Annotated in this window: 22 protein-coding genes; 17 read left to right on the top strand and 5 right to left on the bottom strand. The window is 62.5% G+C overall.

All coding sequences use genetic code 11. The features are described 5' to 3' along the window. Positions 1-8 precede the first annotated feature (8 nt). The 4 genes from CAF73_RS26635 to CAF73_RS26620 all read right to left on the bottom strand — a co-directional run bounded on the left by CAF73_RS26635 (position 9) and on the right by CAF73_RS26620 (position 6,070). Positions 9-1,088, bottom strand: coding sequence for a lipocalin-like domain-containing protein (locus CAF73_RS26635; protein ID WP_085704890.1), 1,080 nt, complete (start codon positions 1,086-1,088; stop codon positions 9-11). Then, entirely contained in the window at positions 1,078-3,549 is a 2,472-nt protein-coding gene (locus CAF73_RS26630; RefSeq protein ID WP_085704888.1) for an FtsX-like permease family protein, read from the bottom strand. Before CAF73_RS26630 ends, CAF73_RS26635 begins: the two co-directional genes overlap by 11 nt. Then, the gene (locus CAF73_RS26625) at positions 3,546-4,199 is read right to left on the bottom strand and encodes an ABC transporter ATP-binding protein (protein ID WP_085698625.1); all 654 of its coding nucleotides are present in this window, start codon (positions 4,197-4,199) and stop codon (positions 3,546-3,548) included. Before CAF73_RS26625 ends, CAF73_RS26630 begins: the two co-directional genes overlap by 4 nt. Before the next feature lie 173 nt (positions 4,200-4,372). Further along, entirely contained in the window at positions 4,373-6,070 is a 1,698-nt protein-coding gene (locus CAF73_RS26620; protein ID WP_085704886.1) for a sulfatase-like hydrolase/transferase, read from the bottom strand. Between the two features lie 390 nt (positions 6,071-6,460). Here CAF73_RS26620 and CAF73_RS26615 point away from each other — a divergent pair, with 390 nt between their 5' ends. The 17 genes from CAF73_RS26615 to CAF73_RS26535 all read left to right on the top strand — a co-directional run bounded on the left by CAF73_RS26615 (position 6,461) and on the right by CAF73_RS26535 (position 25,233). Then, entirely contained in the window at positions 6,461-7,813 is a 1,353-nt protein-coding gene (locus CAF73_RS26615; protein ID WP_085698623.1) for a UDP-glucose/GDP-mannose dehydrogenase family protein, read from the top strand. Continuing rightward, on the top strand, positions 7,810-8,847 hold the full coding sequence (locus tag CAF73_RS26610; RefSeq protein WP_085698622.1) for an NAD-dependent epimerase: 1,038 nt from the start codon (positions 7,810-7,812) through the stop codon (positions 8,845-8,847). The genes CAF73_RS26615 and CAF73_RS26610 overlap by 4 nt, the downstream gene beginning before the upstream one ends. Positions 8,848-8,865: 18 nt before the next feature. Continuing rightward, on the top strand, positions 8,866-9,612 hold the full coding sequence (locus CAF73_RS26605) for a sugar transferase (protein WP_085704884.1): 747 nt from the start codon (positions 8,866-8,868) through the stop codon (positions 9,610-9,612). Continuing rightward, positions 9,612-10,259 (top strand): CpsD/CapB family tyrosine-protein kinase, encoded by a 648-nt coding sequence (locus CAF73_RS26600; protein ID WP_085698620.1) that lies wholly within the window; start codon positions 9,612-9,614, stop codon positions 10,257-10,259. Before CAF73_RS26605 ends, CAF73_RS26600 begins: the two co-directional genes overlap by 1 nt. A gap of 21 nt (positions 10,260-10,280) precedes the next feature. Next, the gene (locus tag CAF73_RS26595) at positions 10,281-11,306 is read left to right on the top strand and encodes a polysaccharide biosynthesis/export family protein (protein ID WP_085698619.1); all 1,026 of its coding nucleotides are present in this window, start codon (positions 10,281-10,283) and stop codon (positions 11,304-11,306) included. 17 nt (positions 11,307-11,323) lie between these two features. Next, positions 11,324-12,916, top strand: a complete 1,593-nt coding sequence (locus CAF73_RS26590; protein ID WP_085698618.1) for a Wzz/FepE/Etk N-terminal domain-containing protein — start codon at positions 11,324-11,326, stop codon at positions 12,914-12,916. Beyond that, complete coding sequence (locus CAF73_RS26585) at positions 12,913-14,004, top strand: glycosyltransferase family 4 protein (RefSeq protein WP_085704882.1); 1,092 nt, start codon at positions 12,913-12,915, stop codon at positions 14,002-14,004. Before CAF73_RS26590 ends, CAF73_RS26585 begins: the two co-directional genes overlap by 4 nt. After that, positions 14,001-15,371: an O-antigen ligase gene (locus CAF73_RS26580; protein WP_085704880.1), complete on the top strand. Its 1,371-nt coding sequence runs from the start codon at positions 14,001-14,003 to the stop codon at positions 15,369-15,371. The genes CAF73_RS26585 and CAF73_RS26580 overlap by 4 nt, the downstream gene beginning before the upstream one ends. Continuing rightward, positions 15,368-16,336, top strand: coding sequence for a glycosyltransferase (locus CAF73_RS26575; RefSeq protein ID WP_085698615.1), 969 nt, complete (start codon positions 15,368-15,370; stop codon positions 16,334-16,336). The genes CAF73_RS26580 and CAF73_RS26575 overlap by 4 nt, the downstream gene beginning before the upstream one ends. After that, on the top strand, positions 16,329-17,465 hold the full coding sequence (locus tag CAF73_RS26570) for a glycosyltransferase (protein WP_085704877.1): 1,137 nt from the start codon (positions 16,329-16,331) through the stop codon (positions 17,463-17,465). Before CAF73_RS26575 ends, CAF73_RS26570 begins: the two co-directional genes overlap by 8 nt. Positions 17,466-17,478: 13 nt before the next feature. Next, positions 17,479-18,480 (top strand): polysaccharide deacetylase family protein, encoded by a 1,002-nt coding sequence (locus CAF73_RS26565; protein ID WP_085704875.1) that lies wholly within the window; start codon positions 17,479-17,481, stop codon positions 18,478-18,480. Continuing rightward, positions 18,477-19,796 (top strand): lipopolysaccharide biosynthesis protein, encoded by a 1,320-nt coding sequence (locus CAF73_RS26560; RefSeq protein ID WP_085704873.1) that lies wholly within the window; start codon positions 18,477-18,479, stop codon positions 19,794-19,796. The genes CAF73_RS26565 and CAF73_RS26560 overlap by 4 nt, the downstream gene beginning before the upstream one ends. Then, positions 19,793-21,712 (top strand): hypothetical protein, encoded by a 1,920-nt coding sequence (locus tag CAF73_RS26555; RefSeq protein WP_085704871.1) that lies wholly within the window; start codon positions 19,793-19,795, stop codon positions 21,710-21,712. Before CAF73_RS26560 ends, CAF73_RS26555 begins: the two co-directional genes overlap by 4 nt. A 68-nt stretch (positions 21,713-21,780) precedes the next feature. Beyond that, positions 21,781-22,470 (top strand): GNAT family N-acetyltransferase, encoded by a 690-nt coding sequence (locus tag CAF73_RS26550; RefSeq protein WP_085698906.1) that lies wholly within the window; start codon positions 21,781-21,783, stop codon positions 22,468-22,470. 4 nt (positions 22,471-22,474) lie between these two features. Next, positions 22,475-23,662, top strand: a complete 1,188-nt coding sequence (locus tag CAF73_RS26545) for a GNAT family N-acetyltransferase (protein WP_085704869.1) — start codon at positions 22,475-22,477, stop codon at positions 23,660-23,662. After that, on the top strand, positions 23,634-24,422 hold the full coding sequence (locus CAF73_RS26540) for a ChbG/HpnK family deacetylase (RefSeq protein ID WP_085704867.1): 789 nt from the start codon (positions 23,634-23,636) through the stop codon (positions 24,420-24,422). The genes CAF73_RS26545 and CAF73_RS26540 overlap by 29 nt, the downstream gene beginning before the upstream one ends. Before the next feature lie 118 nt (positions 24,423-24,540). Further along, complete coding sequence (locus CAF73_RS26535) at positions 24,541-25,233, top strand: GNAT family N-acetyltransferase (protein ID WP_085698904.1); 693 nt, start codon at positions 24,541-24,543, stop codon at positions 25,231-25,233. A gap of 163 nt (positions 25,234-25,396) precedes the next feature. Here CAF73_RS26535 and CAF73_RS26530 read toward each other — a convergent pair whose 3' ends face one another. Further along, complete coding sequence (locus tag CAF73_RS26530; RefSeq protein WP_085704865.1) at positions 25,397-26,203, bottom strand: class I SAM-dependent methyltransferase; 807 nt, start codon at positions 26,201-26,203, stop codon at positions 25,397-25,399. Between the last annotated feature and the right edge of the window lie 38 nt (positions 26,204-26,241).

The raw sequence follows: 26,241 nt of genomic DNA, 5'->3' as shown, positions 1-26,241 counted from the left end.
GCGCGGAATCAGTACCCGGTCATCTCCAGATAGCCCTGCCCGCCCCGGTTGCCGCTCAGGCGCACCGGCCCTTCCCAATACGGAATGCGCAGGTTCATCCAGGCATCGGGATTGATTGCATCGAGGGTGATCTGCAGATCTTTTCCCGGAATGCCGATCGACCAGCGCACCGGCATCGAACGTCCGGCTACCTTCGCAGTGTCCTGCGGGGTCAGCTTGATCTGCCCGGCCTGCAGCGTTTCAGTCTGGCCATCGGCAGCAATCCACGTACCGGTGAGATAAGGCGCACCTTCCTTCTGACGCATGCGGTAAAGCATGACGTGTTCGCCGCTGTCCAGATGCAGGGAGAACCAGTCCCACCCGGTCTGGTTGGCGGTCAGCGGCTGGCTGCTCCACTCGCGATCAAGCCAGGCCGGGCCGTTGACGGTGTAGGTCTGACCGTCGATCTGCAGGGTACCGCTGGCCTGGAAAAACGGCTGGCTGTAGTAATACGACGCCTGCCCCTGTTCGGATTTCTGGCTGAAACCCTTGTCACCCTGCAGCACCAGCGGACGGCTGGAAGTCAGGCGCAGTTGGTAGCTGAAGTTTTTATCCCGAGCGCTGAGTTGCAGGTCGGCCAGCGGATCGCTTGCCTGACTGACGAAACGCCAGTCATCGATCCACGCCTCGAACGGCACTGCCTGCACCCCGGCCTGCCCGACGCCGCCACGGGCGTAACGCTCGGCAGCGTGGTGGACGCTGGCTGAGGTCACCGCCGCATGCCCGAGCCAGATCGTCTGGTTGGCCCAGCCCGGCTGCTGCGGCGAGGCGTTCAGAGCGCTGCGAAACAACGTCCACTGCACGCCGAAATCGTTGCCCTGCGCATCCTTGAGATTGGCCGTCACATACCACCATTCGATACGGAAACCGTCATGGGCGCCGTGATCCGCCGGAAAGCTGAACACTCGCCCCGGCACCACCGGCGTGAAGGCCTGCGCCTGGGCGCCCATCCCGGCGAAGCCCTTCTGCTCCGGTGCGGGGTTGTCGCAACCACTGAGCAACAACGCCAGAAAAACCGCCAGAAACACCACCGCAAACCTAGTCCTCATGAGCAAACGTCCTCAACAAGTCCGCCGGTTGCGTGCGGTACAGCGAATAGAGCGGCCACGCCGAGGCCAGCAACGTCGCCAGCAGCGCCAGCCCCATCAGTTGCAGCAACTGCAATGGAAACAACCGCAGCGGCAGACGCCAGCCAAAGGCCTGCACATTGATGACCGCGTCCAGGCACCACGCCAGACCGATGCCCAACGGCAAGGCCAGCACCAGCGTCAACAGCGCCAGCAGCCACGTTTGCCCAAGGTTGAGCAGCATCAACTGGCGTCGCGTCACGCCCAGGGCCCACAACGGCGCGAGCTGGCCGAGGCGGCTTTGGCTCTGGGTCAGCAGGCTGATGAACAGCGCCACACCGGCGACGGCCAGCGTCAGGCTATTCAATGCGGCGGTCGCGGCGAAGGTGCGTTCGAAGACTTGCACCGACCAGCCTTTGAGCCGCGCCTGATCGACGATGCGGCTGTCATCAAGCTGAAAGCGCGCCTGCAAGGCACTGAGCAGCGCCGGGATATTCGGCGGGTCGATGCGCAGGTTGAAACGGTTCGGCGTCAGTTGCGGCCAGCCGCGCAAAAGATGATTGCTGTTGACCAGCACATGCCCCTTGGGGTTGCCGTAGTCGGCGTAGATGCCGACGATGCGTGGCGACCACGACCCGCCCGGCGTGGGAATCGTCAGGTGATCGCCCGGCCTCACTTTCAAGCGACGCGCCAGTTGTTCGCTGAGCATCACTGCATCGTCCTTGGCCAGCGCCGCCCACGGGTCATCGCCGCGCGCTTCGAGCAACGGCCAGTGCTGACGATAGTGCGGATGATCGATGATCCCGAAGACGTCCGCCGGCCAGCCTTGCAGCGTCACAGAGACCTGCCAGTTGGGCATGATCGCGGTGACGCTCGATTGCTGTTTGAGCCAGGTGTACAGCTCCCGCGCCTGAGCCGGGTTGCTCGGGTTCAGATAAAGCTCGGCGGTGAGCCGTTGTTCGAGCCAATCGTCGAAGGTCTGGCGGAAACCGGCGGTCATGCTGCCGGCGCCGATGTTCGCCGCCATTGCCAGCAGCAGCGCCATCAACGCCAGACTCAGCGCCGGCAATTGCTGGCGGCAATCGGCGAGAAACCACTGCCCGAGCACCGAGCGGCTGCGCCCGAGCAACCCGTTGAGCAACGAACTGAGCAACACTGGCAGCGCCAGCGCGGCGCCGAGCAACAATCCCGCCATCAACACAAAACCGCTGGCGAGACTGTTGCCCCACACCAGCGCGGCCAACGCAATCGCCGCACATACGCCGGCCACCCAGCCCTGACGTCGCAACCAGCGCGCATGTTGTTGATGCCAGGCCTGCGGATCCGCCACCGCCAGCAACGGCAGACGCGCCGCCCGCAGCAAACTGTTGGCCCCGGCCAGCAACGCGCCGAGCAGGCTCAAACCGATGCCGCTGAACCACCACCATGGACTCAGACGCAACTGCCCAGCCACTTCCGCGCCGTAGAGACCGCGCAGGCTGGCCGCGACGTCCGGCAACAGCACGCTCGCCAGCCAGTAACCGCTGACCACGCCGAACAACCCGCCGATCAACGCCAACGCGCCGAGCTCGACGATCAGGCAAGCGATCAGCATCCGCGCGCTGACACCGCAGGCTCTCAAGGTGCGCAGCAATCCCCGGCGCTGTTCCAGCGCCAGACCGATAGCCGCGTGAACAATGAACAAACCGACAATGAACGAGAGAAATCCGAGGGCGTCGAGGTTGAGGTGGAAGCTCTCGGTCAGTCGCGCCAGATTGTTTTCCTCGCCACTGCTCTTGAGCTGTAACTGGCTGTTGAACGCGGCCGGCACCTCGGCGTGAAAATCCTTCGGCAGCAGCAGACGTGACAGCTGATCGGGTTGTTCGAGCACGCGCTGAGCGACGCCGATGTCCACCAACAGCACGCCGGGGGCCATGTCGGTTTGCGCTCGCAGCGGCGGCAACGTCTGCCCGGATTCGGTGGTTGGCGTCGCGCCGTCGGCGAGGTTCAGCGCCCGCAAGGTTTCGGGAGAAATCCAGGTGCTGCCCGGCGGGCTGAAGAACTCGACAATCCGCTCGATCGGCATCGCCTGTCCGGCCACCGCGCTGTCACCGGGCAAGGACACGGGCTCGATGCCCATCAATTGCAGACGCTGGTTTTCGTGATTCTTGAGCGTCAGGCGACCTTGCAGCACCGGCGACACCGGCCAGCCCTGACGCCGAAGGTCAATGAACCATTGTTGCGGGAAGGTCGCGCCGTTCGGCGTGCTGAGGCTGGCCTGGGGTTCGCCGCCGATCAACTGGCTGGCCCTCGCGTAACTGTCCCGCGCCTGACTGTTGAGCGCTTCGACTCCGGTCAACAGGCTGGTGGCCAGCCACAACCCGGTCAGCACGCTGAAAAACTGCACCGGATGGCGCCGCCAGTGACTGAGCAGCGCCGTCAGCGCGTGGCGGAAAACCTTCACGTCAATCGACCGCTGGACAACACCACCCGCTCCGCCAGCCGCGCTGCCACGCGCTGACTGTGGGTGACCATCAGCAGCGTGGTCGGTGTGTCGTCGAGTAATTCCAGCAACAGCCGCAGCACTTCATCGCTGGTGTTTTCGTCGAGGCTGCCGGTGGGCTCGTCGGCCAGTAGCAGTTTCGGTTGTGCGGCCAGTGCCCGACCGAGCGCGACCCGCTGTTGCTGGCCGCCGGAGAGTTGTTCGGGATAGCGCTTGAGCAATTCGCCCAGCCCCAGGCGTTGCACCAGATGATGCTGCCAGCGCGGGTCATGCCGACCGGCGAGCCGCGCCTGAAACGCCAGGTTGTCCTCGATCCGCAGACTGCCGATCAGGTTGAACTGCTGGAACACCAGACCGATTTCGGTGCGCCGCCAGTTGGCCAGTTGCGCCTCGTTCATCCGGTCCAGACGGTGCTCGCCGCTGCTGATGCTGCCGCTGTCGACCTTGTCGAGCCCGGCGATCAGGTGCAGCAGCGTGCTCTTGCCGCTGCCCGACTCGCCCATCAGCGCCAGGCTGCTGCCAGGCTTGAGCGTCAGGTCGATGCCTTGCAGCACCGGCAACGGGCCTTGCGGGGTGAGGTAGCTTTTGAAGACGTTTTGAACCTGGAGCATGCCGCCATCCGATCGATCCGTGTCGGCCAAGGATAGCGGATACAAGGAATGGATCTGAACTCTGCTTTGTCTGATCCGCCCTCATCGCGAGCAAGCTCGCTTCCACAGGAAACTGCATTCCAAATGTGGGAGCGAGCTTGCTCGCGATGAGGCCAGCCTGGACAACCCATAAATCACTGACCCACCGCCACACTCGTCGGCGCCTCACCCGGCGTCACGATGCTGCTCAGGTCGATGTGTTTCCACTCGGGTTTGGCCCCCAGCCGCGCGTTGAAGCGGTAGTTGAAGGTGAATTCATCCGCCGTCGCCACGCTCAGCGGTTTGCCGTACACCGCTTCGATTCCCGGCAGGTCGTAGCCCATCAACTGCAGCAGGGTCGGGAAGATGTTGTAGTGACTGGAACGGTCCTTGTTCGCCGCCAGTTGCGCCGACCAGTCGAGCGTCTGTAACTGATCGCCCTGGATCACCACCAGTGGCACCAGCCCTTCTTCTTCCACCGGATCGCCGCCGCAGTGGGTGTTGAGTCCCGGATTCCCACGCTCGTGCAAATCCTGGCCGTGGTCGGAGGTGTAGATCAGCAGCGCGTTGTGCAGATTGGCCTGGGCAAATACCCGCGAGAAGAACTCGCCGACATTCCACAGCACGGTGTTCTTGTAGGCGTTGCGATACAGCACCCAGTCATCCGGCTGGCCGTTGAAACCGGTGCGTTCGCCGGTATCGGCGACTTCCGTGAACTGCCCGCGAGGCAAGGTCGGGCGGTAGGCCATAAAGGCGTCGGGGTATTTGTCGTGCACCGGGAAATGCGCGCCGACCTTGTTGATCAGCACCAGCTCCGGCTTGTCGTCGTTAAGCAGTTCGATCAGCTTGGCCGCGGCGGCCATGTCGCGGTCGCGCACGCTGGTCTGGTCAAATTGCACGAATTCGTCGATGTCCTTTTTCTCGGCGTCGTTCATCAGATTCTGCAGGTTGCCGCCGGTGCGCTGCGCGTCGATGTAGACCGTGCGCATACCGGCCTTTTTGGCGTACTGCCAGATCGACGGCAGTGTGCTGTTGATGCGCATGTAGTCGGCGCGGGTGCCGCCGTAGCGCAAGGTGATGTTGGTGTCGGCGCTGCAATTGGCGATGGACGCCGCGTAACCGTAATTAAAGATTTCGACGCCCGGACGGGCCTGCTTGAGGTTGCTGTGCACACCGAACGGCGCATTGATGTCCAGGTAATTGCCGGAAATGCTTTCGTCGATGATCAGCACGATGTCATGACCGACCGCCGGGCCATTGCGTGCCAGGGTCACCGGCTCACGCGGGCCGACGGTGTTGTGCAGCGCTTCGTAGCCGAACAGGTTCAGATAGGCCAGCGGCGTATACATGATCGGCAATCCGCGCGCGCCCTCGCCGGCCCGCACGAACAACACGGCGCTGAGCAGCAACACACCGCACACCGGCGCAGCGATCCGCAGGGCATTGGGTACCGCAATCGCGTGCCGTGGCTTGAGGCCGATCCCGAACAACAGCAACAACCCGTTGAGCAGCCCGTGGATGATCGCCCCCCGGTACTGATACGCCGCTTCCTGGATGAACCCGCCGGAGTACACCAGCGAGACGAAACTGCTGTAGGTCAGGTAATCGGCGGTCACCCTTGTATACACATCGAAGAACACCGCCGAAACAAACATTGTCAATGCGAACAAATGCCGAATGAAAGTCTGACGTATATAGGCCGTTAGTAATAACGAAAACGTTAGCGTCAAAAACATCGCGCCAAAAAGAAGTACTGCCAACCCCATACCCATCGCATTTAAGCGGTCAAGGTAATATTCGAAATAAAGCAACAGATAAATAATTAAAAGCAGTTCTTTCAGATATCGAAACATGGCAATTCCGGGCGCGTCCGACGAAGCATTGTCAAGGGATTGTCGGTCAAAATCTGACACTAGCACCGGGCCATCAAAGCGCAAGAAATGTCGGACATAATCAAAAAGCGTCAAAAAACTGTTGACTCAAATCTGACACACCCAAGTCGTTAAAACCCTTGAATTTCGCGGCCTACGACCGTTTATCGTTTTCTTCGAATTGTGAAAAACATGTCAAGGACGGGACAAATCCATCTACAGCAAGCACTTGATGGCCATTCGCCCCCAAATTTGGGGGTGTTATACACCTGCAACATGTCATTTTGCTGACACGCTTTTCCCACGCTGCGCTATACCCCTTTTGACAGTTCAATTTCGATCTTCCATCACCGTCTTACGAGGCACGCCAATATGGACGTGAGCGTATTTGGTACGGGCTATGTTGGCCTGATACAAGCAGCCGCACTTGCCGATGTCGGACATCGCGTATTGTGCGTCGATATTGACCCGAACAAAATTAAACAACTGCAACAGGCAGTACCGCCTATTAGCGAACCGGGTCTCTCGGCAACTTTGGAAGAAAACATCAAGGCCGGGCGTTTGTTATTCAGCACCCAGGCCAGCGATGCGGTGGAACATGCCGGACTGATCTTCATCGCCGTGGGCACGCCAGCCGACGAAGACGGTTCCGCCGACCTCAGCCATGTGCTCAACGTGGCACGGCAGATCGCAAGCTTCATGGAGGACGATCGCACGCTGATCATCAAATCCACGGTGCCGGTCGGCACGGCGGATCAGGTGCTGCACACCGCTGAAGAAGAACTGCAACGGCGCGGCAAAAGCGCTCTGGCGGTGCGAGTGGTGTCCAACCCCGAATTTCTCAAGGAAGGCAGTGCCCTCGCCGACTGCATGCGTCCGGACCGGATCATCGTCGGCACCCGCGACGATTTGGCCCGCGAGCAAATGAGCGAGCTGTACGCGCCGTTCTGCCGTAACCACGAAAAACTGATGTTCATGGACAACCGCAGCGCCGAGCTGACCAAGTACGCGGCCAACGCGATGCTCGCCACCCGCATCAGCTTCATGAACGAGCTGGCCAACCTCACCGAACTGCTCGGCGCCGATATCGAAGCGGTGCGCAAGGGCATCGGTTCCGACCCGCGCATCGGCTATCACTTTATCTACCCCGGCTGCGGTTTTGGCGGTTCGTGCTTTCCCAAGGACCTGCGCGCCCTGCTTCACACCGCCGAACACAACGGCATGCCGCTCAAACTGCTGCGCAGCGTCACCGACGTCAACGACAGCCAGCGGCACATCCTGTTCAGCAAGCTCAAGGCGCAATTCCCTCAAGGCCTGGCCGGCAAGTCGATCGCGATCTGGGGTTTGGCGTTCAAGCCGAACACCGATGACATGCGCGAAGCCCCCAGCCGTTATCTGATGGATGCGCTGTGGGCCGAAGGCGCCAGCGTGCAGGCCTACGATCCGGAAGCGATGTCCGAATGCCGGCGCATTTACGGTTACCGCAATGACCTGCACCTGTGCGCCACCCGCGACGACACCCTGGAAGACGCCGACGCACTGGTGATCTGCACCGAGTGGAAGAATTTCCGCGTGGTGGATTTCGAGCTGCTGGCCAGCAAGCTGCGCTCGAAAGTCATCATCGATGGGCGCAACCTCTACAACCCGGAACAAGTCGCAGCCGCCGGCCTGCACTACAGCGGCATCGGTCTGCGCCACATCGCGCCTGACGGGTTGCGGCCATGAAAATCCTCGTCACCGGTGCGGCCGGGTTCATTGGTGCTCATTGCGTACTGCGGCTGGTGCGCGACGGCCATCAGGTGATCGGCCTGGACAACTTCAACGGCTACTACGATCCGCAGCTCAAGCACGATCGGGTGGATTGGGTGCGCGAGCAGATCGGCGACTTTCAGCTCGCCATGATCGATCTGGCGGACGCGTCGGCTCTGCAAGCGTTGTTCGCAAGCGAACGGCCGCAAGTCGTGGTCCACCTCGCGGCGCAGGCCGGGGTGCGTTATTCGCTGGAAAATCCACGGGCCTATCTGGACAGCAACCTCGACGGTTTCCTGAACATCCTGGAGTGCTGCCGCCGGCACCCGGTCGAGCACCTGATCTACGCCTCGTCCAGTTCGGTATACGGCGCCAACCAGCACACGCCTTACTCGGTACAGGACGGCGTCAATCACCCGCTGTCGCTGTACGCCGCGACCAAGAAAGCCAATGAATTGATGGCCCACAGTTACAGCCATCTGTTCGGCATCGCCTGCACCGGGCTGCGGTTTTTCACGGTGTACGGGCCCTGGGGCCGGCCGGACATGTCGCCGATCCAGTTCGCCAGGGCCATCAGTGAAGGCTCGCCGCTGAAGCTGTTCAACTACGGCGAGCATCAGCGTGATTTCACCTACATCGACGACATCATCGAAAGCATCGCACGCCTGATCGAGCGCGCGCCCCGGGCCAATCCCGAGTGGAACCGCGAACAGCCCGACCCGGCCAGCAGCATGGCCCCGTGGCGCCTGTTCAACATCGGCGGCCAGCACCCGGTCGAGCTGAAGACCTACCTCGCCCTGCTGGAAAAGCACCTCGGCCAGAAAGCCGTGGTCGAGCTGCTGCCGCTGCAACCGGGCGACGTGCTCAACACCTGCGCCGAGGCCGGCGATCTGGCCCAGGCCACCGGGTTTCAGCCCCGGATCGAGCTGGATGAGGGACTGGGGCGGTTCATCGCCTGGTTCCGCGATTACTACCCCACTGCCTATCGCCCACGCGCCGCACGCGGCTGACCATCAGCGGAGGACTCCATGACTGGACATGAAAGAGGTGTACCGATCCAACATCTGGTGCGTGACAAACGCATGGATCCGGAACAGCGAATGCGCCTCGACGCGGCGATCCATCGTCAGGGCCAGGGCTGGGTGACCGGTCGCGAAGGTGGCCGGCCGTGGCAACTGTCGCGCACCAACCGGGTGGTGGCCTGCCTCGGCGCACTGATGATTCTGCTGCTGATTTCGCCGCTGCTGATCGGTCTGGCGCTGGCCATCAAGTTCACCAGCAAAGGCCCGGTGATGTTCGTGCAGAAACGCACCGGCTACCGCGGCCGCAAGTTCGGCATGTACAAGTTCCGGACCATGGTCGCCAACGCCGAAGAGCTCAAGGAGTCGCTGCGCCATCTGAACAAGCACGGTGCCGACGCCATCGATTTCAAGATCGACAAGGACCCGCGCATCACCGGGATCGGCGGTTTCCTGCGGCGTACCAGCCTCGATGAATTGCCCAACCTGATCAATGTAGTGACCGGCGACATGCGTCTGGTCGGCCCTCGCCCGACCTCGTTCAACGCCTACCGCTACAAGGACAGTCACCTCGCTCGTCTGGCGATCTACCCCGGCATGACCGGCCTGTGGCAGATCTCCGGACGCAGCAACATCGACTTCGACCAGCGCGTTGAGTTGGACCTCAGCTATATCGCCGAGCAGAGCCTTTTGCTTGATCTGAAGATTCTGTTGAAAACCCCCTTCAAAGTATTCAGCGGCCACGGAGCAAGCTAATGGACGGTTCAACCAACAAAAGCCTGAGCATTGCCAGCCCCAGCGAGTCGAACCTGACTTCGACCGTGCTGGACCTGGATCTGCGGATCCTGTTCCTGACCGCCGCCAATCCCGGCGCCGGCACCACCACCAGCGCGCTGGCGCTGGCCAGTCAACTGGCGCAAATGAGCAGCGGCCAAGTGCTGTACGTCGACGCCAGCCAGTCGGCGAGCAACCTGACCCAGCAACTGAACCTGAGCAAGGAGCGCGGCCTGCGCGACCTGCTGTTCAATCCGGACAATCCGCCGCTGTTGCAGGACTGCGTGGTGCAGGTGTCGAGCCTGCCGTTCCACGTGCTGCCCAACGGCCGGCCGATCCGCACCATGGAACACCTGACCGCCGAGCGCCTGAGCCCGTTGCTCGATCAACTGGGCAGCCAGTACCGCTTTGTGGTGATCGACGGCGACGCGGTGTATTCGGCTGCCGACACGCTGGTCATCAGCACCCAGGTCGACGGCGTGGTGTTCGTGGTACGGGCCGAAGACACCCGCTGGGAAGTCGCGCAAGCGGCGGTGCAGCGGTTGACCCAGGCCGGGGCGAAAGTGGTCGGCAGCGTGTTCAACCGGCGCAAGTACTACATGCCCAAATGGCTGTACAAAAACCTGTAAGCAACCGCGAGGGATGACGCCATGAACGCCAAGATACTGGTTCTGCTGATGCTGCCGCTTGCAGGTTGCTCAAGCACTTCCGAAACCCAGAACATGCCGGTGAATATTCTCACCGCCACCCCGGCCAACGCCCAGGCCACCGACATGCCCAAGGTCGAACAGACCCTGCGCCCGCAAGACGTGCTGGACGTGATCTTCCACATCAGCACCAGCGGCTCGGACGCCTACCGCGTGCAGTCGGGTGACCAGATCGGCCTGAACTTCACCGCCGCCAGTCAGCTCAACGGCAACCAGTTGGTGCTGCCGGACGGCACCATCGAACTGCCGGGCGCCAACACTTCGGTGAAAATCGCCGGGCTGACCAGCGACGAAGCGCGCCAGGAAATCCAGCGCGCCTACCAACGCAAACAGCTGTTCCAGCCCAACCGCAATCAGTTGACGGTGCAGATCATCAGCCCGCTGACCAACGAGCAGAATCTGAAAAACGCCCTCAACCACCCGGCCACCGGCATGAGCCGCGAGATCACCGTCGGCACCGACGGTTACGCGAGCTTCCCGGAAATCGGCGCGGTGCCGCTGCAAGGCATGACCGTCAACCAGCTCGAAACCTTCCTCAACAAGAAGTACGCGCAACTGCCGGGCCGGATGACCGTGGACGTGCTGCTCAAGTCCACCGCCGGCAACGAGATCTACGTGCTGGGCGAAGTCGGTCAGCCGGGCTCCTACCCGATCCGCCGGCCAGTGTCGGTGCTTGAGGCGCTGACCCTGGCGCGCGGCACCAACGTCAAGGCGCGGCTCGATTCGGTGGTGATCATGCGGCGCAACGGCAATCAGGTGCAGGCCGTGCGTTATGACGTCGAGAAAGCGTTGTCGGGCGAGGCGCCGCAAATCGCCTACCTGCAACCGGACGACATGCTGTACGTGCCGAAAACCAAACTGGCCAGCGCCGGCGAACTCGCCCGGCAACTGGCCGACGTGGTGCTATTCCAGGGCGTGGGCTTCAGCTTCGGCTACCGCGTCGACAACAAAGACAGCAACAACAACTGACTCTCAGGTGACCGACCATGAATCCAAAGGAAAACTACCTGCATGAGTTCTTCAGGATCTTCTTCGCCAACAAGCAGCTGGTGAAGCGCGTCTTCCTGATCTTTGCAGTGATCGCCCTGGTGCTGCCGCTGCTGCTCAAACAGAGCTTCGATATCACCGCTCAAGTGATCGTGCAGTCGAAAAAACTTTCACAGGGCGACGCCACCACGTCGCTGACCGTGGACAACGCCACCTTCATCCCGCCGTCGCTGGCGGACATGGAAACCGAGAGCAATATCCTGCGCTCGCCGGCGCTGATCCGTCAGACCATCAGCGAGCTGCGCGACAAGGGCGAATACACTCCGTCGCCGGGCCTGTTCAGCAAATTGGTGGGCGAACCGTTCAAGCGCTACATCAGCTCGCCGCTGCGCCAGTACGTGATCAACCCGGTGCGCAACACCCTCGGGCTTGAAACCGATCCGGTGCGCGACACCGCGCTCGATGCGCTGACCCAGCAAGCCATCGACAGCCTGAAAATCGAGACCCTGCCCGGCTCCAACGTGATCTCGATCGTCTACAGCTTCCCCGATCCGCATCAAGGCACGAACTTCGTCTCTGCCCTGCTGCAAAACTACCTGGTGAGCCGTCAGGCGCTGCAATCGATCGATCTGCCGCAGTCCTTCTACGAAACCAAGAAGCATCTGTATCAGGTGCGCCTCGATGGACTGGAAGGCAATCGTCAGGCGCTGCTGGAAAGCGTTGGCGCGTCGGATCCGAAGGAGGAAATCACCTTCCGCCTCAACGCGATCAACACCGAAGAGCAGGCGCTGAACCTGTACCGCGACCGCCTGCTGCAGAGCCAGCGCTGGCTCGAGTACCTGAAGACCGCGCTGGCCGCCGCCAGCAACAGCAAACTCAACGACTACACCTTCCCCTACACCTTCACCACCACCGTCGACAACGTGGCGTTCGAGGACCGGGAAATCAAACAGATGGGCGAGCAACTGACCACCCAGGTCAGCCGCTACATGAACGATCTGGCGGTGTTCCAGCCCGGCAGCGAACCGATGCTGCTGACCCGCGAACAGATTGCCCGCACCCGTCAGCAGTTCCTCAAAGTGGTGAGTAACCGCATCCAGGAACGCACCAACGACCTGGCGGTGGTCCAGCAAGTAATCGATCAGAAAACCGCGCGCATCGCCGACTTCAAGGCGCGTATCCATGAGTTGCAGCAGACCCAGAGCAAGCTGCGGCAGATGGACACTGAAATCGATGCCCTGCACGCCGCGTTCTCGACCTACGCCCAGCGCTTTGCCGAAAGCAGCACCACCCGCTCGCTGAGCGACGACTTGTCCAACGCCCGGGTGTTGAGCCCGCCGTTCGAGCCGACCGAAGCAGCGTTTCCCAAACCGATGCTGATCATTCCGTTCGGTTTGTTCACCGGCCTGTTGCTGGCGATTGCACTGGTCTACGTGCGTGAGTTCTTCGACCACCGCTTCAAACACCCGGCGCAAATCAGCCACGAACTGGGCCTGCCGGTGCTGCTGGTGATCAACGATCAGAACGCGCAGCCGAGCAATCCGCACAAGAACTGGACCGTGCCAAGCTTCGTGCACTGGGTGCGCAATTGAACACGCCCGCCACCCCGAACGCCGCCCTGCCGATCGTGCATTTGCTCAGCAGCGGCGGGTTCTACGGGGCCGAGCGGATGTTGCTCGATCATTGCCTGGCGACGCCGGGGCAGCACCAGGTGCTGTTCCTCGATGCGCCGCCGGAACTGATCGCGCGCTTTCGCGAAGCCGGCGTCGATGCACAAGGCTGCGCAGGGCTCGCTGCCCTGCTGCGGCACTTGCGTCAGCGGCGCGGTGAACGTCCGTTGATCAACACTCACAATTTCAAAGGCCTGTTGTTCGGCTGGGTCGGCGCCACGCTGTTGCGCCTGCCACTGGTGATCACCCAACACGGCTTCACCCCGCGCAGCCGCAAGCAAAAGTTCTACACCTGGCTGAGCCTGCAACTGTGCCGCACGGCGTCGGTGGATCGGGTGGTGTGCGTCGCCGAAAGCATCGCGCAGTTGCACCGTCAGGCCAGCGTGCGCGCGGAGAAGTTGCAGGTGATTCCCAACGGTCTGCCGGCAGCCGCCGCGCTGCTTTCCGAAGCGCCCCGGCAACGCTGGCTCGCCGGTTACGTCGGGCGTCTGAGCAGTGAAAAAGGCCCGGATCTGTTTCTCGACGCGCTGATTCCGCTGTGTCACCAACACCCGCAACTCGATGCGGTGATGCTCGGCGACGGCCCGGAACGCAAAGACTTGCAGGCGCGAATCGACGCCGCCGGTTTGCAACAGCGCATCCGCTTGCCGGGTTATCAGACCGACATGCGGCATTGGTGGCAGCAACTCGATGCGCTGGTGATCAGCTCGCGCACCGAAGGCACGCCGATGATTCTGCTGGAAGCGATGCAGGCCGGGGTGCCGGTCGTGGCATTCGGCGTCGGCGGAATTCCCGACGTGCTGGAGAACCGCCACAACGGTTTGCTCGCTGCCCCGACCGATAGCGCCGCCCTCGCCCGCCAGCTCGACACGTTGCTGTCCGAGCCAGGCCTGGCGCGGCAACTGCGCGACAACGCAAAACGCACGCAACAGGACCGCTACGACCTCAAGGCCCTGGCCGAACGCTGGTCGCAGCTGTACATCCGCACGGCACGGGAGGCACGCGCATGATTTTCCCGCTCTCGATCGTCAGTCTGCTGGGCCTGGTCTGCATCGCTCTGCTGGCCAGCCCCTGGCCCTATCTCGCGCCGGGCGCCGTGCTCGGCCTGGTGGGGTTCGCGGTGTTGTACCGCAAACCGACCTGGGGCCTGCTCGGCATTGCCGCCCTGGTACCGTTCGAGGGTTTCTTCAAGGACAGCTCACTGTCCGGCAGCAAACTGATCGGCGCTTCGCTGGCGGTGATCCTGATGCTGCAACTGGCGATGCACCAGATTCCCTCGGATCGTCTGCGCAGCAATATCTGGCGCTTTCTGATCGCCTTCATGACCCTGTACTTTCTGAGCCTGCTCGACACCGATGACATGGGCATGTCGCTCGGCCACCTGCGGGAGATCAGCGTCGGCCTGATCCTGTTTGTCATCACCCTGCTGATCGGCCGCGAGCTGAACCTTGACCTGTTCGCCCGGCTGGTGACCCTGGCCGTCAGCATGACCTGCGCCATGGCCATGTTCTCCACCAAATTCCAGGATCAGGGCCGCGCCGCCGGCCTGCTCGAAGACCCCAACGCCTTCGCCCTGCTGATCGCGTTTGCCATTCCATTGGGGCTGCTGCTGGTGATCCGCAGCCCGAACTTGCTGCATCGGCTGTTCTGGGGCGGTTGCTGCCTGCTGCTGCTCGGCGGCATGACCAAGACCGAATCGCGCTCCGGGCTGGTGGTGCTGGCCTTGAGTCTGGTGATCGGTTGCTGGCACTACCGCGCACAACTGACGCGCATTCGTCCCCGTCACCTGGGCTTTGCCATGCTCGGCGCGGCGATCGTGATTCCGCTGGCGATCTATGCGATGCCTGCCGGTTACATCGCGCGCATCCAGTCCCTCAGCGTGTTGAGCGCCGGCGCCAAGGGGCACAACGATGAATCCCTCGGTCGCCGTGCCTCATACATCGTGGTCGGCGGCCAGATGATGCGCGAGAACCCGCTGCTCGGTTCCGGCCCCGGCACCTTCCCCCTGCACTACGCCACCACCGGCTATGCCAAGGCGTTTTCCGCGAACCGCAAGATCGGCGATCTGTACCGTCGGGCGCACAACACCTACCTGGAAATCTTCAGTGAACTGGGGGTTCCCGCCGGTCTGATGTTCGTCGGCATGCTCGCGCTGGGCCTGTACAACCTGATGCGGGCACGCAAGGAATGGATGCAGCGGCGCAACTGGCAACAGGCGGATCTGATGACCCACCTCGGGGTGAGTTTCCTGTCGCTGACGCTGTTCCTGATGTTCCTCAGCGCGCCGAACCAGAAATACCTGTGGATCATGCTCGCGCTGACCAGCGTCCTGCGCCTGAAAGCCGAGCAGGCGCCAATGACGGAGGCCAAAGCATGAGCCGGATCAGTATTGTCATCCCGATGTTCAACGAGGCGCGGCACATTGGTCGCACCCTGCTGGCCGCGCAGAAAGCCGCCCACGCCGCCGATGTCGAATGCGAGCTGATCGTGGTCGACAACGGCTCCAGCGACGACGGCCCGCAGATCGCCCGGCAGTTCGGCGCCCAGGTGCTGGTAATGCCGGGACTGCTGATCGGCGCGTTGCGCAATCGCGGCACGGCCATTGCCACCGGGGAATGGCTGGCGTTCATCGACGCCGATATCGAGATGCCGGAAGACTGGCTGCGGCCGTTGTTCGACATCGAAGCCAGCGGCCAGGCCGACGTCTTCGGTCTCGATCTGCACACGCCCGCCGCCGCGCCGTGGTACGCCACCGCGTGGCAGCGCCGTACCTTGCGCCCGACCACGCACACCAGCCATGTCGTCGACTGGCTGCCCAGTGCCAACCTGCTGCTGCGCCGGCGCTGGTTCGACAAGGTCGGCGGTTTCAATGAAAACCTGCGCACCGGCGAAGACAAGGAATTCACCCTGCGCCTGCACGAACACGGCGCGCGGCTGCTGTCGATCAATGAAAACGTCGCGCTGCACTGGGGCTATGAAATGAACTGGCGCGAATGGATGGGCAAGGAACTGTGGCGTCAGGGCAGTCATTTGCAATTGCTCCGTACCCACGGTTTCAGCCTGCGCCTGCTGCGGTTTCCGATGCTGTCGATCCTGGTCTGGATTCTCGATTTTCTGGCGATATCCGCCCTGCTCGACGGTTTCCCCCATCACGCCGCGGTCATGGTGATGCTGACGCTGCTTCCGGGGCTGTTACTCAGCGTGCGCCAGAGCCACCGGCAACATGACCTCGGTTTCACCCTGCAACTGTGGGGCCTGCACTGGATGCGCCTGCACCTGGCGGGCGCCGCGTTCATTCTCAGTCTGTGTCATTGGAACGCCAGGAGGCCTGCCCGTGGCTGAATTCATTTTCTGGATGTGCCTGCTGCTGCCGGTGTACGCCTATGTCGGCTATCCACTGCTGCTGACGCTGCTCGCGCCGCTGTTCCCGGCGTGGCGCCACAGCCCGGCACCGCCGCTGAACATCAGCATCGTTATCGCCGCCCACAACGAGGCGCGGCACATCGAACACAAGCTGCGCTCGCTGCTGTCGCAGGACTATCAGCCGGCCTCCCTGCAAATCATTCTGGCCAGCGACGGATCCACCGACGACACCGTGGCCTGCGCGCACAAAGTCGTCGACCCGCGAATCACCGTGCTCGACCTGCCCCGCCAGGGCAAGGCTGCCACGCTGAATGCCGGTACAGCGCTGGCCACGGGCGACATTCTGGTGTTCACCGACGCCGACAACCAATGGTCGCGGGAAACCCTCGGCTACCTGCTGGCGCCCCTGAGCGATCCGCAAGTCGGCGCTTGCGCCGGGCACATGGTGATCCCGGTTACCGGTGGCGGCTTGAGCGTCGGTGACAGCCTGTACCGGCATTACGAGGGCTGGTTGCGCCGGGTCGAGAATCGCACCGGTTGCATGGTCTCCGCCGACGGCGCCCTGCTCGCCCTGCGCCGCGAACTGTTCGAGAACGTACCGGCGGAGGTCAACGACGATTTCTTCATCAGCACCTGCGCGCCGGTGAAATTCAAACGCATCGTCTACGTGCCCGAAGCGCAAGTGATCGACCACGGCGTGGATGAAGCCGACAAGCAGTTTCGCCGTCGCCAGCGGGTCACTGTCGGTGGCCTGCAAAGCCTGGCGCAACGCAGTGAACTGCTCAATCCGTTCAAGCATGGGCTGTATTCGATTGCGTTGATCAGCCACAAGTTGATCCGCCGCCTGGCGCCGATCCTGTTGCTGCCACTGCTGCTGAGCAATTTATGGCTGTGGGAAGAGCACGGTTTCTATCGCCTCTGCCTGATCGCGCAACTGGTCGGCTACGCCATCGCGATTGCTGGCCTGCTGGATTCGCAACACCGCTTGCCCAAACCGTTTCGCCTTGCGGCATTCCTGCTGGTGACACTGGCGGGCATGAGTATCGGCCTGTGGCAGTTCCTGCGCGGCCAGCGTTACGCCCAGTGGAACCCTGACCAAAACCGTTGAGAGGGACAGTGCCATGGCGATCAAACAACTGATTAAACGCACCAGCGGCTGGCTCTATCTCAACTCGTCCGTGGGACGAAACCAGTTGCACGGCGCCGGCGTGATCCTGATGTTGCACCGGGTGCTGTCCAACGACCGCGCCGCCGACCTGCCGCACCGCAACGAACTGTGCGTCGGGCCCAAGGCCTTCGAACATTTGCTGGTGTGGCTGCGCAGGCATTTCGATTGCGTGCCGCTGATGGAGATCCTGCAGCCCAACGCCTTGCGCACCGAGCGTCCGCAAGTGGCGCTGACCTTCGACGACGGCTGGCGCGACAACGCCGCCAACGCCTTCGCGCTGCTACAGAAACATCAGGTGCCGGCGAGCATTTTTCTCTCCACCGATTTCATCGGCAGCCGACAGCGTTTCTGGTGGGAAAGCATCGGCGAAACCCTGTGGGGCAGCCATGGCGAAAAAGCCCGCACGCATCTGATCGAATGCCTGCGATCGATCGGCCAGCCGTTGCCAGTACTGCTGGACGACATCGACGTGGATCGGCGCAGTCTGACTCTGTTGCATTACCTGCAAGGGCTTAAGGCACTTGACCCGATGATGCTCGAACACCTGACCGACCAGTGCCCGCAAGAGTCGCAACCCCAGGCGCTGGACTGGCATCAGGTGCGTTTGATGGAGTCTTCAGGCCTGGTGCGTTTCGGCCCCCACGGCGCCAGTCACGCCATCCTCACCGGCCTTGACGATGTGCGCCTGGGCGAAGAAATCAGTCGCAGCCGCGATGCCCTGCTCAATGGCTGCAACCGGCCATTGCCGGTGTATTGCTACCCCAACGGTGACAACGACGCACGGGTTCGCGAACAGATTGCCAGTCACGATTACCCGTTCGCGCTCGGCACCGGCAGCGGCATTTATCGTGGCAACAGTGATCCGCTGAACCTGCCGCGCTTCGGCGTCAGCCAGCGCACCGCGCGCAATCCGGAACTGCTGTCGTGGCGGATCTATCGCGGGGCGCGGCCATGAGTCGAGGCAATTACCTCAAGCACCTGGCGCTGAGCATGGGCACCAAACTGGCGATGATCGGCCTGCGTCTGCTGAGGAATGTGCTGCTGGCGCGGATCCTCGGCCCCAGCGAACGGGGCCTGTTCGCCCTGCTCAGCACCCTGCCCGATCTGATCAGCGCGGCCACCAGCGGCGGTCTTAATTCGGCGGTCGGTTATCAGGCGGCCAAGCAACGGCCGATGGGGTTGCTGCTGGCTCAGGTGCTGGTGTTCGGTTGCTTGCTCGCGGGTTTGTTGACCTTGCTGGTGGTGGCGCTGGTGCGCGAGTTCGGCAGTGAACTGGACGTGACCATGCAACTCGGTCTGCTGGCGTGGCTGTTGCTGTTGGCGGTGCCGTTGACCGTACTCAAAAGCGGCTTGCTGACCTTGCACAATGCGTCCGGCGGGGTGGTCGCGTTCAATGCCTTGCGCCTGGTGGAATCGTTGGCGCCGCTGCTGCTGTTTCTCGCGCTGTTCTGGATGTGGAAAGAAGCGGCGCTTGAAGCGGCGCTGATCAGTTGGCTGGCCGGCATCAGTCTGGTGGTACTGGTCGGCTGGCTGTGGCTCAAACGCGCGCAGCCGTTGCAGCTGCAATGGGACCGCGCCAGCCAGAACGAACTGCTGCGCTTCAGTGCGCGCAGCCATCCCGATCTGCTGTTCCAGCAGGTGATCCTGCGTTCCGATTACCTGTTCATCGGCGCCCTGCTCGGCAGCACCGCCCTCGGGCATTACGCGATGGCCAGCGCCGCCGCCGAGTTGCTGCTGATCGTCCCGGAAGCGGTGACCACGCCGCTGATGAAACGCCTGCTGCAACAGGACGAAGGCATGGACAAGGTCACCCCGCTGGCCCTGCGCCTGACCGCCACGGTGATGCTCGGCGCCTGCCTGACCATGGCCGTGATCGGCGAATGGCTGATCGTCACCCTGTTCGGGGTCGCCTACCAACCGGCGTATCCGGCGCTGCTGGCGTTGCTGCCGGGGCTGCTGGGCCTGTGCTACGCGAGCATCCTGCGCCTGGACCTGATCGGCAAGAATCGCCCCGGCACGGTGTCGTTGATGATGGGGATCGGCGCGCTGCTCAACCTTGCGCTGAATCTTTTGCTGATTCCGGCCTACGGCATCGTCGGCGCGGCGGCGGCTTCGTCGATTGCCTATCTGGCGGTGACTGTGGCGATGCTGGTGTTGTACTGCCGGTTGAGCGGCGTGGCGTTCTGGCAAACCCTGATCATTCTGCCCAACGACCTCACGCCGATTTGGCTGATGTTGCAGCGTCGCTTTTTACAGCGGAAATCGGCATGAAAGGCCTGGCCCTGCTGCTCGGTCTCGGTCTGTCGCTGGACGCCTTCGCGGCGTCGATGCGCTGGGGCGACATTCGCGACGGCAGCCTGTACCTGCAAGCCGATCGCCCCGATACGGTAACCGTGCGCTGGGCGCCGGCGTGGCAGGCGCAGGCCAACGAAGAGCACATTTACCTGCTCGACGGCCGGGGCCAATTGCAGGGCGACCGCTTCATAAAAGCCAGCGAAACCCGTGGCAGTCAGAGCTGGCCATTGGCGCCGGGCGCCGCGAGTTATCAGCTGGAAATCCCCGGCTACAGCTTCCGCATTTACCGGGTCGAACACGACGAAAACACCGTGGCGCTGTTCGCCCCGGCCAAGGTGCATTTCAGTGCGCAAACCCGTAACGGCGATGAACTGTATTTCAAGGTCGCTGCGGGTGAGCATGCGATATTGGCGGGCAAGTTCCACGGCGGTGTCAGCGGCCTGCAAGCGCAGCGAATCGGCGATGGACAACAGCTGTCATTGGCACTCAAACCCTATCGCGCCTATTGGCAGTTTGATCAGGTGGCGTTGCCGGTCAGCGAACGCGAACAGGTCTGGCGCCTGCGTCTGCAAGGCAGTGGCAAAGCGGCGTTCTGGCTCGATGGCACGACCAATCTGTTTGCACAGACCCCGCAACAGCTCAAACCGCTGCGCGAAGACGACGGCCAGACGCGCCTGACCCTGCACGACAAAGTCCTCGGCCGTACCCCGGATCTGGGCATCGCCCTGCCCTACGTGATGCCGCCGCCGGCCAGTCATCCGCTGCTCGATGCGCTGAAACCGACAGCCGCCAGTTACTACAGTTTTGTCGACGTGACGGCGAAAAATCCGCACTTCGAAGATGCGTTTCGCCAGGTCTATCAGGATCGTTTCGGCATTCGTCAGGACATCACCTTGCTCGCCGGCAGCCAACGTCAGGCCGATCTGCGCGCCGACGTGCAAAGCAACAGCGGCCTCGACGCCTGGCTCGCCGGCACCCGTGCGCTGGGCGGTAAAGGCACCCACTACATCGGGTTCGCCGACGAGCCCAACCTGAATTATTCGAGTTACGAGCAATACCGTTCGATCTTCACCAGCATGGCCCGGCAAGTGCGCAGCGATCCGGCCAATGCCCAGGCCGGTGTGCGTATTGCGATGCCGGCCAGTTCGCGATTGGTCAACGGGCCGTTCGCTGACAACGCGGCGAACAAGCGTGGCATCGACTGGGCGCGGCGCCTGCTGAGTGAGTCCGCCGATCAGGTCGATGCGCTGGCCTGGCACGAGTGGATGATTCGCGATCTGCTCGCCACCCGCGTCTACCGCGACAGCGTGCGCCGGGCGGCGGATCTGGTCGGCCTCGACGCCAAGGGTCAGCCGCGCAAGGCCTTGTTGCTGGACCAGACCAATCTGTCCAGCGGCTCGAGCCTGAGCCCCTACGATCAGGAAACCCATTTCACTTCGCTGTGGTGGGCCTCGGTGGTGATCAACGCCTCCCAGGACGGTTTGCTGACCCTGCTCAACTGGTTCCAGGCCGCCGATGAGCCGCAGTACCCCAAAGGCATGTTGCGGGTGCTGGGCGATGACCGTTTCGAATTGAAACCCGTGGGCCTGGCCCAGCAGTTCATTCAGCAGCATTGGCTGCACAACGTGCTGTGGCTGGAGAACGACGCGTTCGAAGTCGATGTGCTGGCGATGGCCGGCGACGATCAACGCGGGCTGCTCGGCGTGAACAAAGGCACGCGTTTGCAGCGTGTCGATCTGGCGGGTGCCAAATGCCCGTTGAACAACGGCGCGCTGCGTTATTTCGGCGCCGACAACCGCAGTCGCGACGCACCTTTTCGCTGTCAGGACGGTCGCGTGCGCTTCGAGCTGCCCGGGCAGACCCTGTTTGCCCTGAGCTGGAGCGCCTCATGACCGCCCTGTTGATGTCCGGCCGCGCTGGCCCCTGGCCGCGCGATGACTCGCCATCAGGAGCAACGACCATGAATGTTCTGCAAAAAGTCAGCGATCACATCAAACGCAAAGGCCTGCGGGCCACCATGGCCAAGGTGTGGAAGCACTACGTCTTTTCTCACCAGGAACTGCTGTGGATGGAGCGCGATCTGGTCAGTCCGGTGCCGCCCCACAGCCTCAAGCCCTACCCGCCGCTGCGGGTGGTGAAAATCACCCCGGACAACGTCAGCGCCTTCGCCCGCCACTTCGGCGACCGCGTCGGCACCATGGCGGAACTGGCCCGGGAACATCACACCGGGCACATGCATCTGGACGATCAGGGCCATGCGGTGGCCTTCATCTGGGGCACCGCCCGGGACTATTTCGACCGCCACTATTACGGCTGCCTGTTCCCGGTGAAACCCGGTGAATTCTTCGAGTTCGGCGGCGAACTGGCCCGCTCGTATTGGGGCACCGAACTGTCGGTGGACCTGCAACTGCAACTGTGGAAAGCCATGGCCGCCCAGGGCTGCGACAAGGTTGTGGACGTCTGCGAGTTCCACAACATTCCGGCGCTCAAGCTGCACCTGCGCATGGGCTATACCGAACAGGGCCGGATCATGAATGTGTATGAGTTGTTCGGTCGCTGGCGCTTCTATCGCGAAACCCGCTACAGCGGATCGCGTCTGGACGCGCTGCGCAAACCTTCCCGTCCACCTGTCACAGCAACGGCGACCTGAGCCTATGGCGCAATTCGAATGGCGCACCTCGTTGTGCGCACCTGACTTCCCGGCGGCGGCTCATGAAGCGCTGCGCCTGCGGGTGACGGATCACACGCCGTTCAACAGCCTCGACTGGCTGCGTGCGGCAGAGCAGGCGCTCGACGCGCACGAGCGGCTGCATGTATTGCTGGGCTGGGAAGCGGACGAATTGCGCTTTTGCCTGCCGCTGGTGGCCAGCCGTGAACGGTTTTTCGGTTTGCCGTTTCGGGTGGTGCACCACCTGGGTTATCCGCTGGCCGATCGCCTGGCGTTGTTATCACGGCTGAATGCCGAAGACATGCGCCAGGCCTTGCGGCTGATTCGCCAGCGAGTGCCCCACGCCCTGTTGCAACTCAACGAAATCGCCGAGCCGGTCGGCGACGAAAGCCTGCTCACCGAATGGATGGCCCACAGCTCCACCGGCGAACGTCGCTTGAGCTGCCGGGTGCCGGTGCACCTGATCAGCGACGCCGATCGCCAGGAAGTCTCCGGCGACCCGCGCTATAAGCTGCGCCGGGCGCGCAAACGGATTGCCGCGTGCGGCGCCGAAGTCCGGCGGATCATTCCTGACGCGACCAGCATGGGCCCGTTGCTGCAGGCCATCAGTGAAGTCGAAGCGGTCAGTTGGAAAGGCGACGAAGGCGTCGGAATCTTTGCCAGCGAGCGCAGCCGCCGCTGCATGGAAAACGCCTTCACCGCCCTCGCCGCTTCGGATCGGGTCCGCGTGGTGATGCTGGAGTTGGACGGACGTTGCATCAGCTATCGGCTCGGCCTGTTCGAACAGGGCCGGCTCTACGACTACAACCTCGCCTTCCTGCCGCAATACGCCGATCTGGGCAGCGGCCGGGTGTTGCTGGAGGAATGGATTCGCTGGGGGCTGGACGACAATTGGCGCTGGATCGATGCCTCGCGGGTCAGCCTGGAAAACTCCAGCCATCAACTGCACGAACGCATGACCGGGCAACTGGAACACTGGCGCTGGAGCTTCTATTCGTGGCGCCCGAGCGGTCTGTTGCTGGGGCTGGGGCTGCGCGTCTGGCACCGGCTCAAGCCTGCGTTGCAACAATGGCGGGCGAAGCGTGCGGCGGCCAAAGCGGCGGCCATTGCGACAGCTGTGATCAACCCGACCAAGGAGGGCGAACATGCCTCGCCAAGTCATAGTCAACGCTGACGATTTCGGCCTGAGCCCGAACGAAAACGCGGTGATTCTCGGTGCGTTCCAGGCCGGGGTCATCAGTTCCGCCACCGCCATGGCCAACATGCCGGCGTTCGAAGCGGCCTGCGCCTTGGCCCGGCTGCCGCTGCTGGAAGGCCGGATCGGCCTGCACTTCAACCTGACCTACGGCCGACCCTTGAGCCGGGCGATTCTCGAGCGTCGCACTTTCTGCGACAGCCACGGCGTGTTCGACCTCAACCTGCCTCGCCACAGCCTGTGGCTGAGCCGGGAAGATCGCGAGGCGGTGCAGGAAGAATTGCAGGCGCAGTGGCAGCGCTGCGTCGATCACGGGGTGCGTCCCAGCCACCTCGATTCACATCAGCACGTGCACAACATCTGGCCGATCGGCGAGATCGTCGCGCGCTTCGCCGCCCATCAAGGGGTGCCGGTGCGCCTGGCGCGCAACCTGGGGCAAAACCTCAGCCTGCCCAAACGCGTGTTCAAGGGTTTGCTCAACCGTCGGTTGCAAGGTCTGGCCGGGGTTACGGCGGATTACGTCTGCACACCGGTGGACCTGCGCAACGCGCCCGCGCCGACCGACGGTGTGCTGGAAATAGTCGCCCATCCAAACCAGCTCGGGGCGGACTTCGGTGATGCCTATCTGCAACCCGGAGAGTCTCTGAGCCTTGTGCTAGAGCAGCGGCTGGCGGGCGTTCCACGGGTTTCCTATGCCGACTTGAACAGGGATTTCCTACGCGGTGCCGCGGCACTCTGAACGGTTACATAACTTGCAATAAATTCAAAGCTGGCGCTTTGACATGAACTGGCAAGGCTTGATCTATACCCACAAAAGCGACATCCACAACACCCGGGCTTCGGCCACGGAGGGCATCATGAGCGTCATTCAAAAGCTGCGCGAACGTATCAAGCAAAAAGGCCTGAGCCGCACCTTCGGCACGTTGTGGAAACGCTACGTGTTCTTCCATTGGGAACTGTTGTGGATGGAGCGCGACCTGGTCAGCCCGGTACCGCCGCACAAGCTGCGCCCCTACGACGGCCTGCGCAAAGTCGACATCACCGCCGAGAATGCCGGCGCGTTCGCCAAACACTTCGGTGACCGCGTGCAGACCATGGCCGAACTGGCCAACGAGGGCCACACCGGGCACATGTACCTGGACGCCGACGGCCATGCGGTGGCGTTCATCTGGGGCAGCATTCGCGACTACCACGACCGCCACTATTACGGCTGCACCTTCCCGGTCAAACCCGGCGAGTTCTTCGAATTCGGCGGCGAAATGACCCGCGCCTACTTCGGCAGCAGCCTGTCAGTGGACGTCCAGGTCGCCCTCTGGGAGGCCATGGCCGCTCAGGGCTGCCACAAAGTGGTGGATGTCTGCGAAACCCACAACATCCCGGCGCTGAAACTGCACATCCGCATGGGCTACCACGAACAGGGCCGCGTCACCCACGTCTATTGCCTGTTCGGCAAATGGCGGTTCTTCCGCGAAACCCGCTACGCCGGCTCACGCCTGGACCCGCTGCGCAAACCGGGACGGCCGGTGGTGACGGCGGCTGCGCAGGCTTGATCCAGTTTTGAGATTTGCGGCGTTCTCTCTATCGCTTTCGCGAGCAAGCTCGCTCCCACAGTAATTCTCGGTGAACTACATATTTGTGTACGCCGCAAACACTGTGGGAGCGAGCTTGCTCGCGAAGGGGCTCGTAAGCTCAACACACCGGTTCGCCAGAACTTCAGCTTTTAATGACTACCAACGTAAAACACATCGGCATCTGCGCCTCGCGGTTCTGGTACTGGTCATACACGTCTTCCCGGTTCGAGTGCGGGTATTCCTTGAAGTGCGTGATGTTCAGGCCGGCCTCGATGGCGGCGGTGAAGATTGCGCCGAGGCTGTGCACGAACCAGTAGGACTTCGCCGCCGGCTGTTCGACCTTGCCGACGTAGACGATCGGCTTTTCCAGCACGAAAGGTTCTTGGCGGAAATACGAGGTGGCGAGGCGAAACGGGTCTTCGGCCTCGGGGTCGACCATTTCCAGGAATGGGTGGGTTTCGTAGATCACCAGCCGTCCGCCCGGCTTGAGGGTCGAGGCGACGTGGCGGAAGAATTCGCCGATGTCGGGCATCCAGCCAAAGACGCCGATGGTGATCAGCGCGACGTCGAAACGGGCGCGCAGCGCTTCAGGCAAATGATGAATATCGGCTTCGATGAATTCGGCATTGTGCGGCGAACGCTTGTTCAGTTCGCGGGCCTGTTCGAGAAACGCGCTCGACTGATCGATACCGATCACGCTCCGTGCGCCGAGGGCGAACAGTGACAGGCTCTCGCGGCCGTTGTTGCAACACAGCTGAACGACGTCTTTGCCATCGACACCGACCTGCTCGAGCAAGCCGCGAAGGGTGTCGTCGAGGCAGGAAAAGTCAGCCTGCGTGACTTCGGTCAGCAAGGCCTGCCAGTCGGGCGAATCCTGATGATGACGGGCGGAATCATTCCACGCCTGACGATTGCTCTCGACGGCATTTTTATTGTTTGGCACTTCCATGGCGCACTCCGGGCGATGCTCACAATCGAGCGGCCCGA

The sequence above is a fragment of the Pseudomonas sp. B15(2017) genome, from assembly GCF_002113215.1.
Lineage (GTDB): Bacteria > Pseudomonadota > Gammaproteobacteria > Pseudomonadales > Pseudomonadaceae > Aquipseudomonas.
Note: the sequence above shows the minus strand (reverse complement) of the source record. Positions and strands in the feature narration are given on the sequence as shown.

Bases quoted from the DNA above. Each gene is read 5' to 3' on its own strand.
- CAF73_RS26565 (WP_085704875.1), top strand. From the start codon at position 17,479: ATGGCGATCAAACAACTGATTAAACGCACCAGCGGCTGGCTCTATCTC.
- CAF73_RS26595 (WP_085698619.1), top strand. From the start codon at position 10,281: ATGAACGCCAAGATACTGGTTCTGCTGATGCTGCCGCTTGCAGGTTGC.
- CAF73_RS26590 (WP_085698618.1), top strand. From the start codon at position 11,324: ATGAATCCAAAGGAAAACTACCTGCATGAGTTCTTCAGGATCTTCTTC.
- CAF73_RS26620 (WP_085704886.1), bottom strand. From the start codon at position 6,070: ATGTTTCGATATCTGAAAGAACTGCTTTTAATTATTTATCTGTTGCTT.
- CAF73_RS26580 (WP_085704880.1), top strand. From the start codon at position 14,001: ATGATTTTCCCGCTCTCGATCGTCAGTCTGCTGGGCCTGGTCTGCATC.
- CAF73_RS26575 (WP_085698615.1), top strand. From the start codon at position 15,368: ATGAGCCGGATCAGTATTGTCATCCCGATGTTCAACGAGGCGCGGCAC.
- CAF73_RS26600 (WP_085698620.1), top strand. From the start codon at position 9,612: ATGGACGGTTCAACCAACAAAAGCCTGAGCATTGCCAGCCCCAGCGAG.
- CAF73_RS26625 (WP_085698625.1), bottom strand. From the start codon at position 4,199: ATGCTCCAGGTTCAAAACGTCTTCAAAAGCTACCTCACCCCGCAAGGC.
- CAF73_RS26560 (WP_085704873.1), top strand. From the start codon at position 18,477: ATGAGTCGAGGCAATTACCTCAAGCACCTGGCGCTGAGCATGGGCACC.
- CAF73_RS26550 (WP_085698906.1), top strand. From the start codon at position 21,781: ATGAATGTTCTGCAAAAAGTCAGCGATCACATCAAACGCAAAGGCCTG.
- CAF73_RS26635 (WP_085704890.1), bottom strand. From the start codon at position 1,088: ATGAGGACTAGGTTTGCGGTGGTGTTTCTGGCGGTTTTTCTGGCGTTG.
- CAF73_RS26555 (WP_085704871.1), top strand. From the start codon at position 19,793: ATGAAAGGCCTGGCCCTGCTGCTCGGTCTCGGTCTGTCGCTGGACGCC.
- CAF73_RS26605 (WP_085704884.1), top strand. From the start codon at position 8,866: ATGACTGGACATGAAAGAGGTGTACCGATCCAACATCTGGTGCGTGAC.
- CAF73_RS26545 (WP_085704869.1), top strand. From the start codon at position 22,475: ATGGCGCAATTCGAATGGCGCACCTCGTTGTGCGCACCTGACTTCCCG.
- CAF73_RS26540 (WP_085704867.1), top strand. From the start codon at position 23,634: ATGCCTCGCCAAGTCATAGTCAACGCTGACGATTTCGGCCTGAGCCCG.
- CAF73_RS26610 (WP_085698622.1), top strand. From the start codon at position 7,810: ATGAAAATCCTCGTCACCGGTGCGGCCGGGTTCATTGGTGCTCATTGC.
- CAF73_RS26535 (WP_085698904.1), top strand. From the start codon at position 24,541: ATGAGCGTCATTCAAAAGCTGCGCGAACGTATCAAGCAAAAAGGCCTG.
- CAF73_RS26530 (WP_085704865.1), bottom strand. From the start codon at position 26,203: ATGGAAGTGCCAAACAATAAAAATGCCGTCGAGAGCAATCGTCAGGCG.
- CAF73_RS26615 (WP_085698623.1), top strand. From the start codon at position 6,461: ATGGACGTGAGCGTATTTGGTACGGGCTATGTTGGCCTGATACAAGCA.